The 13,340-nt window shown below is 64.0% G+C and carries 14 protein-coding genes; 7 read left to right on the forward strand and 7 right to left on the reverse strand.

Translation table 11 applies throughout. The features are described 5' to 3' along the window. The first annotated feature begins 80 nt into the window (after window positions 1-80). The 3 genes from fdxA (at window position 81) to ABIB27_RS00070 (ending at window position 3,081) form a co-directional block, all read left to right on the forward strand. The gene (fdxA, locus tag ABIB27_RS00060; protein ID WP_354213838.1) at window positions 81-407 is read left to right on the forward strand and encodes a ferredoxin; all 327 of its coding nucleotides are present in this window, start codon (window positions 81-83) and stop codon (window positions 405-407) included. Between the two features lie 13 nt (window positions 408-420). Then, entirely contained in the window at window positions 421-1,569 is a 1,149-nt protein-coding gene (gene dapC / locus ABIB27_RS00065) for a succinyldiaminopimelate transaminase (RefSeq protein WP_354213839.1), read from the forward strand. A gap of 228 nt (window positions 1,570-1,797) precedes the next feature. Next, a complete protein-coding gene (locus ABIB27_RS00070) occupies window positions 1,798-3,081 on the forward strand; it encodes a citrate synthase (RefSeq protein WP_354213840.1) in 1,284 nt (427 codons plus the stop codon). An 88-nt stretch (window positions 3,082-3,169) separates the two neighbouring features. On the opposite strand, the gene galE is transcribed toward ABIB27_RS00070, so the two are convergent. Then, window positions 3,170-4,183, reverse strand: coding sequence for a UDP-glucose 4-epimerase GalE (gene galE / locus ABIB27_RS00075; protein WP_354213842.1), 1,014 nt, complete (start codon window positions 4,181-4,183; stop codon window positions 3,170-3,172). A 66-nt stretch (window positions 4,184-4,249) separates the two neighbouring features. Here galE and ABIB27_RS00080 point away from each other — a divergent pair, with 66 nt between their 5' ends. Both ABIB27_RS00080 and ABIB27_RS00085 read left to right on the forward strand, forming a co-directional pair. After that, a complete protein-coding gene (locus ABIB27_RS00080; RefSeq protein WP_354213844.1) occupies window positions 4,250-4,861 on the forward strand; it encodes a TetR/AcrR family transcriptional regulator in 612 nt (203 codons plus the stop codon). Window positions 4,862-4,955: 94 nt separating this feature from the next. Continuing rightward, window positions 4,956-5,567, forward strand: coding sequence for a hypothetical protein (locus tag ABIB27_RS00085; protein WP_354213845.1), 612 nt, complete (start codon window positions 4,956-4,958; stop codon window positions 5,565-5,567). A gap of 33 nt (window positions 5,568-5,600) precedes the next feature. On the opposite strand, the gene ABIB27_RS00090 is transcribed toward ABIB27_RS00085, so the two are convergent. Further along, a complete protein-coding gene (locus ABIB27_RS00090) occupies window positions 5,601-6,461 on the reverse strand; it encodes a hypothetical protein (RefSeq protein ID WP_354253312.1) in 861 nt (286 codons plus the stop codon). Window positions 6,462-6,465: 4 nt separating this feature from the next. After that, window positions 6,466-7,506, reverse strand: a complete 1,041-nt coding sequence (dapD, locus tag ABIB27_RS00095) for a 2,3,4,5-tetrahydropyridine-2,6-dicarboxylate N-succinyltransferase (protein ID WP_354213846.1) — start codon at window positions 7,504-7,506, stop codon at window positions 6,466-6,468. A gap of 50 nt (window positions 7,507-7,556) precedes the next feature. Between dapD and dapE the strand changes: the two genes are divergently transcribed. Next, complete coding sequence (dapE, locus tag ABIB27_RS00100; protein WP_502909074.1) at window positions 7,557-8,690, forward strand: succinyl-diaminopimelate desuccinylase; 1,134 nt, start codon at window positions 7,557-7,559, stop codon at window positions 8,688-8,690. A 423-nt stretch (window positions 8,691-9,113) separates the two neighbouring features. Here the strand turns inward: dapE and ABIB27_RS00105 are convergent, their stop codons facing one another. From ABIB27_RS00105 to ABIB27_RS00120, 4 genes are all read right to left on the reverse strand, one after another. Continuing rightward, window positions 9,114-9,950: an amino acid ABC transporter permease gene (locus tag ABIB27_RS00105; RefSeq protein ID WP_354213847.1), complete on the reverse strand. Its 837-nt coding sequence runs from the start codon at window positions 9,948-9,950 to the stop codon at window positions 9,114-9,116. Next, on the reverse strand, window positions 9,947-10,597 hold the full coding sequence (locus ABIB27_RS00110; protein WP_354213848.1) for an amino acid ABC transporter permease: 651 nt from the start codon (window positions 10,595-10,597) through the stop codon (window positions 9,947-9,949). The genes ABIB27_RS00105 and ABIB27_RS00110 overlap by 4 nt, the downstream gene beginning before the upstream one ends. A 112-nt stretch (window positions 10,598-10,709) precedes the next feature. Continuing rightward, on the reverse strand, window positions 10,710-11,597 hold the full coding sequence (locus tag ABIB27_RS00115) for a glutamate ABC transporter substrate-binding protein (RefSeq protein WP_354213849.1): 888 nt from the start codon (window positions 11,595-11,597) through the stop codon (window positions 10,710-10,712). A gap of 72 nt (window positions 11,598-11,669) precedes the next feature. Next, complete coding sequence (locus ABIB27_RS00120; protein ID WP_354213850.1) at window positions 11,670-12,425, reverse strand: amino acid ABC transporter ATP-binding protein; 756 nt, start codon at window positions 12,423-12,425, stop codon at window positions 11,670-11,672. A 116-nt stretch (window positions 12,426-12,541) separates the two neighbouring features. On the opposite strand from ABIB27_RS00120, the gene ABIB27_RS00125 reads away from it, so the two are divergent. Continuing rightward, a complete protein-coding gene (locus tag ABIB27_RS00125) occupies window positions 12,542-13,327 on the forward strand; it encodes an LOG family protein (protein WP_354253313.1) in 786 nt (261 codons plus the stop codon). The last annotated feature ends 13 nt before the right edge of the window (window positions 13,328-13,340 follow it).

The following is a 13,340-nucleotide window of genomic DNA, read 5'->3' on the forward strand; positions in this document are numbered from 1 at the left end:
GCTCAGAAGTCAACAGTCCGGCTATTGAGCCGGATTCAAGGGCCGGCGTTCGCCGGAAACAACGTGGAGAGGCAAGGGACGTGACGTACGTAATCGCGCAGCCGTGTGTAGATGTCAAGGACAAGGCATGTATTGAGGAGTGCCCGGTCGACTGCATCTATGAGGGTGAGCGTTCCCTGTACATCCACCCTGATGAGTGCGTCGACTGTGGTGCCTGCGAACCGGTATGCCCGGTTGAGGCCATCTACTACGAGGATGACACCCCTGAGGAATGGGCTGACTACTACAAGGCCAACGTCGAATTCTTCGATGATCTGGGGTCACCCGGCGGTGCCGCCAAAATTGGCAACACGGGCAAGGACCACCCTATGATTGCCGCCCTGCCGCCGCAGAACCAAGACCTCTGAGCCGGGCTCTCCGGTGTCCTCAGCGGTGAACACTTTTGGCCTGAGCCTGCCCGATTACCCGTGGGAGGCAATGGCCCCGTATCTGGCCAAGGCGTCCGAGCATCCCGGCGGGGCCGTGAACCTCTCCATCGGCACCCCCGTGGACCCCACGCCGGCGCTGATCCAGGAAGCCCTCAAAGCTGCTGCTGACGCTCCGGGGTACCCCACGGTTCACGGCACTGCCGGCCTGCGTGAGGCCATCGCCACGTGGTTTGACCGCCGCCGCGGAGTGCCGGGCCTGGATCCGAAGAACGTGATGCCGACGGTGGGGTCCAAGGAACTGGTCGCGTGGCTGCCCCTCCTGCTCGGGCTGAAGCCGGGCGACGTCGTCGTCCGCCCCAAGGTGGCTTACCCCACCTACGACATCGGGGCCACTCTCGCTGGTGTCACCTCCGTGGCAACAGACAACCTGGACGAACTCGACGACGTTACCCGCGCCAGGGTGCGCCTCATCTGGGTCAACTCCCCGGGGAATCCCACCGGAAGTGTCCGGGACGTTGAGTCGCTGAAGGCCCTGGTGGCGCACGCACGCGAACTCGGCGCTGTGGTGGCCTCGGACGAGTGCTATGCGGAGCTCGGCTGGGGCGCGTGGGATGCCCAGCGGGGCGGCGAGCAGATCCCCAGCATCCTGGATCCGCGCGTTGCCGGCGGCTCACACGAGGGGCTCCTTGCGGTCTATTCATTGAGCAAGCAGTCCAACGTGGCAGGCTACCGGGCAGCATTCGTGGCGGGAGATCCGGCCATCATGGCCAATCTCGTCAACAGCCGCAAGCACGCCGGCATGATTGTGCCGTACCCCGTGCAGGAAGCCATGCGGGTGGCGCTTGGCGACGACGGCCACGTCATGGCCCAGAAAGACGTCTATCGTGGGCGGCGCGAACGCTTGATTCCGGCACTGCAGCGCTTTGGGCTGGAGATCAAGGATTCCGACGCCGGACTGTACCTCTGGTCCACTGCCGGCGAGAGCACGTGGGAAACTGTGGCGCGGCTGGCCGACCTGGGCATCGTGGTGGGGCCGGGCGTCTTTTACGGCGAAACAGGCAACGGCTATGTGCGAGTCGCGCTGACCGGTACCGACGAGCGGATCGACGAGGCCGTGACCCGGTTGAGCACGATGCCGTAACAATCGTGTGACTAGTACCACAAACGCGGCGTTTTGGGGGGCATTTGAATGCCGCCGATTAGCGGCACCAGTCCATTCGGCGGTACTTTTTAAGTGACTATCAATGGTGGCTTTCTACAAGAGGGCAGCCCGGGTGTTGGAATCCTGACAGAGCAGGGACAGTGCGCGGCTCACCGGATGTTGGATCAAGCTTTCGACAGAGGCCAAGCGCCTCATGAAGGGGACTCCATGACCGAGACCAACAGCGCAACCCTGCACCATGCAGGAGGCGAGCTCAAGCTCCCGCGCATCCAGGTTGTTGAAGGAAACGAAGGCTACGACGTTTCCAAGCTGCTCAAGCAGACGGGCGCAGTCACCTTTGACCCCGGCTTCATGAACACCGCAGCAACCGCCTCCGCTATCACCTACATCGATGGCGATGCGGGCATCCTGCGTTATCGCGGATATCCCATCGAGCAGCTGGCACAGCACTCCAGCTTCCTTGAGGTTTCCTACCTGCTGATCTATGGCAACCTTCCCAGCGCCACGGAGCTGGAAGCCTTCGACCAGCGCATCCGCCACCACACCCTGCTGCACGAGGAGCTCAAGGGCTTCTTCAGCGGCTTCCCGCGTGACGCCCACCCGATGCCCGTGCTGTCCTCGGCTGTCTCGGCGTTGTCCACGTTCTACCAGGACTCGCTGGACCCGTTCAACGCGGAACAGGTCGAGGTGTCCACGTACCGGCTGCTGGCCAAGATGCCGGTCATCGCCGCCTACGCCCTGAAGAAGAGCATCGGCCAGCCCATGCTGTACCCGGACAATTCCCACAACCTCGTGGAGAATTTCCTGCGCCTGAGCTTCGGTCTGCCCGCCGAGCAGTATGAGGTGGACCCGGTCATCGCCAAGGCGCTGGACCTGCTGCTGATCCTGCACGCCGACCACGAGCAGAACTGTTCCACCTCCACGGTGCGCCTGGTGGGCTCCTCCAACGCCAACCTCTTTGCCTCGGTGTCAGCCGGCATCAACGCCCTCTTCGGCCCCGCCCACGGCGGCGCCAACGAGGCAGTGCTGAAGATGCTCCGCCAGATCCAGGCCGACGGCACCAAGCCCGAGGACTACATGGAGAAGGTCAAAAACAAGGAAGACGGCGTCCGCCTCATGGGCTTCGGACACCGTGTCTACAAGAACTACGATCCGCGTGCCAAGATCGTCAAGGCTACGGCCCACGAGATTCTCACCAAGCTCGGCGGCAACGACGAACTGCTGGAAATCGCCCTGCGCCTGGAAGAGAAGGCGCTGAACGATGACTACTTTATCCAGCGCAAGCTCTACCCGAACGTGGACTTCTACACCGGCCTGATCTACAAGGCCATGGGCTTCCCGGAGAAGATGTTCACCGTGCTGTTCGCGATCGGCCGCCTGCCGGGCTGGATCGCCCAGTGGCGTGAAATGATCAGCGACCCGAACACCAAGATCGGCCGCCCGCGCCAGCTGTACATCGGCGAGCCGGAGCGCGACTACCCGGCACGCTAGCCACCAAAGCAACGCGGGGTCACTTCCCGCCTTCTCCACACCATGGATTGGGCCGGAAGTGACCCCGCGTTGTTTTAAGAGTTGCTATCTAAGCGGAGTAGCCGAGGGGGTTGTTCTTTTGCCAGCGCCAGTGATCTTCGCACATCTCGTCCACAGTCTTGGTGGTGGACCAGCTCAGGTCAGCCAGGGCCGAGGTGGCATCTGCCCAGAACGCGGGGAGGTCACCCGCCCGGCGCTCGGTGATCTCATAGGGGATGGGCTGACCCACGGCCTTCTCGAACGACCGCAGGACCTCCAGTACGGAGGAGCCCTTGCCGGAGCCGAGGTTCCAGCGGAACACGCCTGCGCGGTCGGCAACGTGGTTCAGGGCCGCCACATGGCCTTCGGCGAGGTCCACCACGTGGATGTAGTCACGCAGGCAGGTGCCGTCCGGGGTGTCGTAGTCGCCGCCGAAGACCATCAGTTTCTCGCGGCGCCCAACGGCCACCTGGGCGATGAAGGGTACGAGGTTGTTGGGGATTCCTTGGGGATCTTCGCCAATACGGCCGGACGGGTGCGCGCCCACCGGGTTGAAGTAGCGCAGCAGGGCGATGTGCCAGCGGCCGTCCGCGGCGCCCAAATCCGCGAGGACATCCTCGATCTGTTCCTTGGTCCGGCCATAGGGGTTGTTGGCGCCGATCTCCATTTTCTCCACGTAGGGAATGGGATTGTGCTCGCCGTACACGGTGGCGGAGGAGCTGAAGACAATGGAGCGGACGTCATGGCGGTCCATGACGCGGACCAGGTTCAGTGTGCCCACGAGGTTGTTGTAGTAGTACTTGAGCGGCTCGCGCACGGACTCACCCACGGCTTTCAGGCCGGCGAAGTGGATGACGGCGTCGATCGAGTTGCCTACGAAGACGCTGTCCACCGCCGCCTCGTCCACGAGGTCAACATGGTGGAATTCCGCGCTCCTGCCGCTGAGCCCCGCTACGCGCCGCAGCGATTCCTCGCTCGAGTTCACCAGGTTGTCGAGCACCACCACGTCGTGCCCGGCTTCCTGCAATGACAAAACAGTGTGCGAGCCGATGTACCCGGTGCCACCTGTGACCAGAATTTTCATGCCTCCCACGCTATCCCAATTCCACCGTTGGAAAGGCTTCCAGCACGGGTGTGCTAAATAATAAGTGTGCCCAAAATCGTTGATGCCGAAGCCCGGCGAGCAGAGATCGTGGAAGCCGTCTTCAGGATTATCGCCGTGGACGGGCTGGAACGGGCCTCCCTGCGCGAGGTGGCCGACGAAGCCGGCCTGGCTGTGGGCTCCGTCCGGCACTACTTTGCCGGCAGTGAGGAGCTGCTCAGGTTTTCCTTCGCGGCCGTCGTGGACCGGATCCTGGCCAGGCTTACCGCAGCCCTGCCAGCGATGGAGGGGAGCGTTCCGGCGTCTGACGCGCAGCATGAGTCCGTTTTAACCCTCCTGGGTGAATTCCTGCCGCTGGACGAAGATCGGGCCGTGGATGCCTGCGTCTGGATGGCGTTCAAAAACGCCGCCCGGATCCGGCCCTTCCTCGCGGCGGAAGCCGACCGCAGCCACCGGGAGGTGGCCGCCGTCGTCGGGCGGGTGATCAACGCATTGGTGACCGACGACGGCGGCGGCCGCCAGTCGCTGACGGTCGAGGCAGAGCGGCTGCTGGCTACTATCGACGGGCTCTGCATGCACGCCCTCCTCCAGCCGGCCTGGATGACTGCACAGATGTGCCATGACGTCCTGGAGCGGCACCTGAGGAGCGTTGCCGCCTGACATTACCGTCCGGGGTCAACGGGAATAGACTGGGAGCCAGGGGAGGGCAGCCGGCCAACCGAGCCGGTACGGGCAGGCCACAGGAGGAAATGGAATGCATCACACAGGTGGTTCCGGTTGGCAGATCACCACGGACACGTCCGGACCCCTGATGATCGCGCTGTTTGTCCGCGACGCGGCAGGCCTTGACGGCGCAGGCAATCCGGCACTGTCACACGCGGCGCCCAAGATCCGCCATGCCGACCACTCACATCTCACCGCGGACGTCGGTGGAGTCAGCGCACTCAAGACCGAATGGGAAGCCTGGTGGGAGCAGCTGCTTAAAGCGCATCCCCAGACTGCCCCGGAACTGTCCCCGCCCGACTTTGAGGCCTTTGGCAACTCCCCGGCCCTCCAGCGTGTCCTGCAGGCGCATTTCGGCTCCGCCCTGACGTGGGCGCGGGAACGCCGCAGCGAATATGCCCGGCTGGAGGCCGAACGGGTGGCCAGTGGATCGGACCAGCTGTTGGGCGACCTAGTGGATGACCGGCTGATGGAGGTTGGCCGCGAGGCTCGGGACTTCAGCCTGACCATCATTGAACTGCCGCTCAACGAACAGCGGGCGTGGTACCTGGAGCCGGACAAGATCATCATGAGCCACAACCTCATGTCCCAGCCGGAACTCTTCCGCAGCTACGTCCAGCCGGTCGTGGAAATCCTCGTCTGAGGAGGTCGGCGATGCGGATTCCGGCGTGGCCGGTCAGTTGCCCGTGCCCGCAGGTGCCACCGTGATCCTGACCTGGCCGTCCGCTGCGTCAGAAACCTGCCAGCCGGCCTGGTCCTGGCGGAGCCAGCTCCGGCCGGCAACATCCACTTGGGTCACGGCGAGCTGCTTGGCGTTGGCCACGGCCCACTGCGCCACGGACCAGGCGTGGCTGCCGCTGGCTTGAACAACCAGCACTTCGCCCTCGGTAACAATCGCCAGGGCGCCATACGCCTGGACGAGCTCGGTCTCGACGATGTCAGGCGCACCGGACTCCTGGGGAGCACGGAGGATGCACTGCACCGCTTCCGGGGTCTGTCCGGACAGTGCTGACGCGAAGGACCGGCCCATCACTTCATGCTGGGTGTAGGCGTGGGGGAACGCCGAACGCTGGACCCGTTGGGCGGCGTCGGTGATTTCCAGGGACTCATAGCCGGGGATCTTGACCAAGGCGTCGTAGAAGGCGTTGGTGGCATAGTACGGGTCCATGACCTGAGCCTCGGTGCCCCACCCCTGCGACGGACGCTGCTGGAACAGCCCGCGGGAGTCAGGGCCGGCCGAGTCGCCGTGGCCAATGTTGCGCAGCTTGGATTCCTGCATGGCAGTCGCTAAGGCGATGCTGGCTGCCCGCGGCGGAAGGCTGCGCCGAACGGCCACCGCGGTGATCAGCGAAGCATAAACCGCCTGGTCCGTTGCAAGCGCCGCGTGCTGGGTCCCGACGTCGGCCGTGCAACGCTCCGAAACCAGGGTTTCGGAGCGTTGCACGAAAGCCACCACGGTATAAACGCCGCCAGCTAAAAGCGCCAGGGTAAGCAGGAGCACGGTGGCGCGCCAGAAATCACGTCCACGTGCTGCCAACGCGTCAGTTGGCGTGGAGGGCGTCGTTAAGTTCCACCGTCTGGCCCTTGCGCGGCAACGCTTCCACGGCGCCCGTGGTGGAGTTACGGCGGAAGAGGAGGTTGGGGACGCCGGACAACTCTGCGGCCTTGACGATCCTGGTGGTGTCCTCGCCCACTTCGTCCCTGGGCCCGGGCACCCGCACGCGCGTGCCGGCGGTGACGTAGAGGCCAGCCTCCACCACGGAGTCATCGCCAATGCTTATTCCGACGCCGGAGTTGGCGCCGAGCAGGACGCGCTCACCGACGGCGATCCGCTCCTTGCCGCCGCCGGAGAGGGTGCCCATGATGGAGGCGCCGCCGCCGACGTCGCTGCCGTCGCCGGTGACGACGCCCGCCGAGATGCGGCCTTCCACCATGGAGGTGCCCAGGGTGCCGGCGTTGAAGTTCACAAAACCTTCGTGCATCACGGTGGTGCCTTCGGCGAGGTGGGCACCGAGGCGTACGCGGTCGGCGTCGGCGATCCGGACACCGGAGGGTACAACGTAGTCCACCATGCGGGGGAACTTGTCGATGCCGTAGACGGTGACGGCGCCGCGGCGGCGAAGCTTCGCACGCGTCAGCTCGAAGCCTTCCACAGCAGCGGGGCCGAAGTTGGTCCAGACGACGTTGGGGAGCTTGCCGAAGACGCCGTCCAGGTTGATGGTGTTGGGCCGGACCAACCGGTGGGAGAGCAGGTGCAGTCGAAGGTAGGCGTCGGCGGTGTCGGCCGGCGCTGCATCGAGGTTGATCTGGACGAAGACCACCTTCTGCTCGGTGCCGCGGTCCGGGTCAGCGCTATCTTCGGCGAGCTGGCGCAGGGTTGCGTCCGCGTTCTCCACTGAACGCAGGCTCTCGGTTGCGATGCCCAGTGCCGGTGCCGGGAACCAGACGTCCAGCATGGTGGCATCGGCTGTGTCTCCGCCCGTGGCGGTAGCGATGGTGGCTAACCCGAAGCCGTAGGCGGAGCGGCCTTCGGAGATTGCGTTCTGGTCTTCGGGCACGGCGGAAGTAGCGGTCTCAGTCATGCCTCCAGTCTAGCGAGAGGCTGGCACAGGGTTCGAACTAGACTGGCAACGTGACTGCCGAAACCACCCCTGAACCGACCACCATGCCGTTGGACCTCCGTCAGGACGTCGCCGTGCTGACCGCCGCCCTGATGGACATCAACAGTGTGTCCGGGAATGAGACGGAGCTCGCCAACGCCGTCGAAGTGGCGCTGCGGGGCATTCCGGAGCTTCGGGTGGTCCGCGACGGCGACTCAATCATCGCCCGCACAGAGCTGGGACGGACGGAACGCGTCATCCTGGCCGGGCACCTGGATACCGTGCCTTTGCCAACTACCGAAGACGCACGGGGCACGGTTCCGTCCACCTGGGAATCGGGAATTCCGGGGAAGGGCGTCCTGTATGGGCGCGGTGCCACGGACATGAAGGGCGGCGTTGCAGTCCAACTCGCGCTGGCGGCCACCATGTTCGACGGCGGCGCGTCCCCAAAGCGCGACGTTACCTTCGTGTTCTACGACCATGAGGAGGTGGAAGCGGTCAAGAGCGGCCTGGGCAGGCTGGTCCGCAACCACGGCGACCTCCTGGACGGCGACTTCGCCATTCTCCTGGAACCAACCCATGGCACCGTGGAGGGCGGCTGCAACGGCACCAGCCGATTCGAAGCCACCACGGTGGGGGAGGCGGCGCATTCTGCCCGCGCCTGGATGGGGAGCAACGCGATCCACGCCGCGGCACCCATCCTGGCCCGGCTCGCCGCCTACGAGCCCCGGACCATCAACGTTGATGGCCTGGACTACCGCGAAAGCCTCAACGCGGTGAAGATCAACGGGGGAACGGCCGGCAACGTCATCCCCGACCGTTGCGTGGTGGAAATCAACTACCGCTTCGCGCCGGACAAGTCCCCGGACCAGGCGGAGGCCCACGTCCGCGAACTCCTGGCCGGCTTCGACGTCGTCCGCACCGATGCCGCTGCGGGCGCCCGGCCGGGACTCAACCACCCTGCTGCAGCGTCCTTCGTGGCCGCCGTCGGTGCCGAGCCCAAACCGAAATACGGCTGGACCGACGTCGCACGTTTCAGTGAACTGGGCATCCCCGCGGTGAACTTCGGCCCCGGCGACCCGCTGCTGGCCCACAAGGACAACGAGCACGTCGACGCCGACGCCATCCGCGAGTGCCTGCGTGCGCTGCGGAGCTGGCTGGGCTGATCCGATGACCCGTCCGGGAACGCTACTGCTTGGCTCGTGAATGCCAATCGGTTGTCAAAATTGCCATGCAGCTCCGCCGTCGCCGCGCTGGACATCGCCCGCCGGAATGGGTGCCGACGCCACGGTGAAGCCGTGCCGACGGCGGCAACTTCCCGGCCGACGTCGACGTTGAGTAGGGTGGACGTTTCGCCGCTTATGACCCACGAAGTGTCGATTGTGGACGTTGTGGCCGGCTTGGAACTCGCCGCAGACCGGACTTCCGGATCCTCAAAGGTCATGATCCGCCCGGCTGAAGCGGCGTGCATGGGAAAGGCCATGATCAGCCGACACTGCAGGTTGCAGGCGGCCCGATCATGGCCGTTGGCTATGTGGCAGACGCTATTAGGCGGCGTGCGCCGGTGCCATTTGCGGGTTGTGGTTGCTCTATTTGACCGGCGCAATCACCGCAGTGGGAGCCTTGGCCACCCCGCCGGCTGCCTTGTTGGATCCGCGGCGTTCAATCCAGACGGCGATCCGTGACACACAGATGTTGATCGCGATATAGATGGCGGCGGCGGCGAAGAAGATGGGAAACAGGAACGCGTTGCCCAGGAAGTCAGCCATGACCTGCACCGCGCGGAGGAGTTCGCCGTAGGCCACGATGTAGCCCAGCGAGGTGTCCTTCAGGAGGACTACCAGCTGTGCCACCAGCGATGGCATCATGCGGCGGACGGCCTGCGGCAGTTCGATCAGCATCCGGGACTGGAAGCTGGTCAGGCCGATGGTCAGGCCGGCTTCCCGTTGCCCCTTGGGCAGCGACTGGATGCCGGCGCGGATGATCTCGGCGAAGATGGCGGCGTTGTACAGGACCAGCCCCGCCACCACGGCGACGAAGGAACTCGTCCCGAACACCAGCAGGACGAACAACATCATCAGGACAACTGGCATACCACGGAGGAACTCCAGGAGCACGCGGGCGGGGACCCGGATCCAGGCGACCAGGGAGATCCGCAACAGGCTGAGCATGAGTCCGAGAGGGAAAGCAATAACTGCGGCGATGGCAGCGGCGCTGAGCGTAGCCCCGATACCGTTGCCGAGCAGGGTCCAGACGTCGCCGCGGGTGAAGATTGCCCAGCGGCGGCCTTCAAAAATTCCCTGCTGGGAAAGCGTCATGGCGATCCATGCCAGCAGGCCGACGATCACCAAGGTTCCGATCACTGAACCGATGAGGGAGACCCGGCGGGCCTTGGGGCCGGGAACGTCGTACAGGACTGAAGTCATCGGGCAATCGCCACCTTTCGCTCCACCGTGCTGGCCAGGACGCCCAGCGGAACGGTGAGGAGCAGATAGAAGAACGCCACGCCCAGAAGCACGGCCATGACCTGGTCGCCGTTCGCGTTGGCCATCTGGCGGCCGTATCCGAACAGTTCAAGCACGAAGAACGCGCCGGCGACCGAGGAGTTCTTGACGAGGGCAATCAGGATGTTGATCAGCGGCGGGATCACCGTGCGGAGGGCCTGCGGCAGGATGATGAGAGAGAGCACCTGGCCAAACTTCATGCCGATGCTGCGCGCGGCCTCCGCCTGGCCGATCGGCACGCTGTTGACGCCGGAGCGGACAGCTTCAGCGATGAAGGCGGCGGTGTAGGCGCTGAGGGCGATGATGGCTGCGACTTCGAACTGCTCAAATTTGACGCCGAGCCGGGGCAGGACGATCGCCGCAAAAAAGAAGGCGATAGTCAGTGGTGTATTCCGGAGGATTTCCACGTACACGGTGCTGAAGCCTCGAAGGGCAGCTATGGGGGAGACGCGGGCCGCGGCCAGAAGCGTCCCGACAATGAGCGCGATGATCCCGGAAACGACAGAGAGGAATAGCGTGCGGAGAAGACCTTCCCAGTACAGGGGGAGGTTTTCGAGAATGACGTCCATAGGATCCTTCGGCTCTGGGCGTAGGGGGTCGAAAAGAAGGCTGGCAGTTTCCGGGGATCCGCTCTTCAGCGGACACCCCGGAAACTGCCCTCGCTACCGGTAGCGGTGCTGCCTAGTAACGGACGATGGCCGGAAGTTCAGGTGCGGTCTTGATGACCGATCCTGCGGTTGCTTCCCAGGCCTTCTTGTAGGACCCGTCCTTGCCGAAGGCCTCAAGCTGGTCGTTGATCCAGTTGCGGAATTCGGTGTCATCCTTCTTCACGCCGATGCCGTAGGGCTCCTTGGTGAAGGTTTCATCGGAGGCCAGCTTGAAGGCGTCCGGCTCCTTGTCAACGAAGCCGGCGAGGATGACGTTGTCGGTGGTGATCGCTTCGACCTGCTTGTTCCGCAGCGGCTCCAGGCAGGCGGAGTAGGTGGCTGCCGGAACGAGTTCAGCGCCATACTTGTCCACGATGGTGGCGGCTGGGGTGGAGCCGGTCACGGAGCAGACCTTCTTGCCCTTGACGTCTTCGGGCTTCTTGATCGAGTTGTTGTCCTTGTTGACCATCAGCGCCTGGCCTGCTTGGTAGTACGGGCCTGCAAAGCTAACAACCTGCTTGCGCTTGTCGTTGATGGTGTACGTGGCGATGACGAGGTCAACCTTGCCCTGCTCGATAAAAGGTTCGCGGTTGGCGGAGACCGTTTCGGACCACTCGATCTTGTCCGCGGAAATACCCAGCTTGGCGGCAATGAGTTTGCCCATCTCGACGTCGAAGCCGACGGGCTTTCCGTCCAGTCCGACCTGGCCGAAGAGCGGCTGGTCATACTTGGTGCCGATCTTGATGGTTCCTGCCGAGGCAATCTTGGCCATGGTGGTGCCCGCGGCGAACGTGGGCTTTTCGGCAACGGTGGGGTTGTTGCCTGTGCCGGGGGTGCCGCCGCCACAGGCGCTCAGGGACAAAGCCAAGGCGGCGGTGGCCGCCACGAAGAACGACTTCCGGCGGGTCATAAATGCCTTCATGACATTCCTTTCATTGGTTGGCCGTGGTTACGGCCAGGATGCGAGCTGGAGTGTTGGTGCGTTGGTGGGAACTCAGTGGGTGAGCAGCTTGGACAGGAAGTCCTTGGCACGGTCGCTCTTGGGATTGGTGAAGAATTCCTCCGGCGTGGAGTCTTCTACGATCTGGCCGTCGGCCATAAACACAACGCGGTCAGCGGCCTTCCGCGCAAAGCCCATTTCATGCGTGACCACCACCATGGTCATGCCTTCCTTGGCCAGCTGGATCATGACGTCAAGGACTTCGTTGATCATTTCGGGGTCGAGGGCGGAGGTGGGCTCATCAAAGAGCATGACCTTCGGCTTCATGGCCAGGGCGCGGGCGATGGCCACACGCTGCTGCTGTCCGCCGGAGAGCTGGGCCGGCAGCTTGGGGGCCTGGTGTCCCACTCCGACCCGCTCGAGCAAAGCCATGGCTTCCTTGTCCGCCTGCGCCTTGGCTACGCCTTTGACCTTGATGGGCCCCAGCGTCACGTTCTCGAGGATGGTCTTGTGCGCGAAGAGGTTGAAGGACTGGAAGACCATGCCGACGTCGGCGCGCAGCTGAGCGAGCTCCTTGCCTTCCTCCGGCAGCACCTTGCCATCAATGCTGATGGTGCCGCCCTCGATGGTTTCCAGGCGGTTGATGGCACGGCACAGGGTGGACTTGCCCGAGCCTGACGGCCCGATGACCACAACTACTTCGCCCTTGCGGACGTGGAGGTTGATGTCCTTCAAAACGTGCAGCTGACCGTAATGCTTATTCACACCGTTCAGGGAGACGAGCGCATCGCCGGGCACTTGAGTAGTCATAAGAAGAATCTAGCGAACAAAGACCGGATGTGCCGGGAATCATGGCATGTTGCTGCTGATCGTGATTCAAGAGATACCTGCCGCGGGCACGGCGGATGGGGCACTAGCCTAGGGGGATGAGCATTAACGCAGATCCGGCCAAAACTTCCCAGCCGCGCCGAAAGGGGCCTCTCGAACTACGCCGCAAGCAGGCAGCAGTCGAGATGTCCGATCAGCATCTGCTCGACACTAAGGGCGCAGGGCAGTTCGTCCATTCGGATCCTTGGCGCGTCCTCCGGATCCAGAGCGAGTTTGTGGAGGGGTTCGGCGCCCTCGCCGATCTGGGGCCGGCCGTCAGCGTGTTCGGTTCGGCGCGGACCAAACCCGGCAGCCCGTACTACGAAATGGGCATGGCCGTGGGCCGCCACCTGGCCGCAGCCGGCGTAGCAGTCATTACCGGTGGCGGTCCAGGTTCCATGGAGGCCGCCAACCGCGGAACGGTGGAAGGCAATGGAGTCTCCGTGGGCCTGGGTATTGAATTGCCCTTTGAACAGGGCCTGAACCAGTGGGTGGACCTGGGTATCAACTTCCGCTACTTCTTCGCCCGGAAGACCATGTTCGTCAAGTATGCCCAGGGTTTCATCGTCCTTCCCGGCGGGCTGGGGACACTGGATGAACTTTTCGAGGCAATGGTCCTGGTCCAGACCCGGAAGGTGACGTCGTTCCCGATCGTGCTCCTCGGGGTCGACTTCTGGGGTCCGATGATCGAATGGATCCGGGGGACACTGGTGGCCGAAGGCATGGTTTCCGAAAAGGACCTTGACCTGATACTGGTGGTTGATGATCCCGCCGAAGCGGTGGAGCGTGTGCTGCACGGCACGGCCCCGGTCCCCTCCACCAACGGAGAGCAGCGGCCCGAATAGCTGGCGCGTCCAC

The organism is Arthrobacter sp. UYEF21, from assembly GCF_040546085.1.
Classification (GTDB): domain Bacteria; phylum Actinomycetota; class Actinomycetes; order Actinomycetales; family Micrococcaceae; genus Arthrobacter.

Excerpts from the sequence above, each read along its gene's own strand:
- ABIB27_RS00120 (WP_354213850.1), bottom strand. The coding sequence starts at position 12,425 with ATGACTACTCAAGTGCCCGGCGATGCGCTCGTCTCCCTGAACGGTGTG.
- ABIB27_RS00105 (WP_354213847.1), bottom strand. The coding sequence starts at position 9,950 with ATGACTTCAGTCCTGTACGACGTTCCCGGCCCCAAGGCCCGCCGGGTC.
- ABIB27_RS00115 (WP_354213849.1), bottom strand. The coding sequence starts at position 11,597 with ATGAAGGCATTTATGACCCGCCGGAAGTCGTTCTTCGTGGCGGCCACC.
- ABIB27_RS00085 (WP_354213845.1), top strand. The coding sequence starts at position 4,956 with ATGCATCACACAGGTGGTTCCGGTTGGCAGATCACCACGGACACGTCC.
- dapD (WP_354213846.1), bottom strand. The coding sequence starts at position 7,506 with ATGACTGAGACCGCTACTTCCGCCGTGCCCGAAGACCAGAACGCAATC.
- galE (WP_354213842.1), bottom strand. The coding sequence starts at position 4,183 with ATGAAAATTCTGGTCACAGGTGGCACCGGGTACATCGGCTCGCACACT.
- ABIB27_RS00125 (WP_354253313.1), top strand. The coding sequence starts at position 12,542 with ATGAGCATTAACGCAGATCCGGCCAAAACTTCCCAGCCGCGCCGAAAG.
- ABIB27_RS00070 (WP_354213840.1), top strand. The coding sequence starts at position 1,798 with ATGACCGAGACCAACAGCGCAACCCTGCACCATGCAGGAGGCGAGCTC.
- ABIB27_RS00110 (WP_354213848.1), bottom strand. The coding sequence starts at position 10,597 with ATGGACGTCATTCTCGAAAACCTCCCCCTGTACTGGGAAGGTCTTCTC.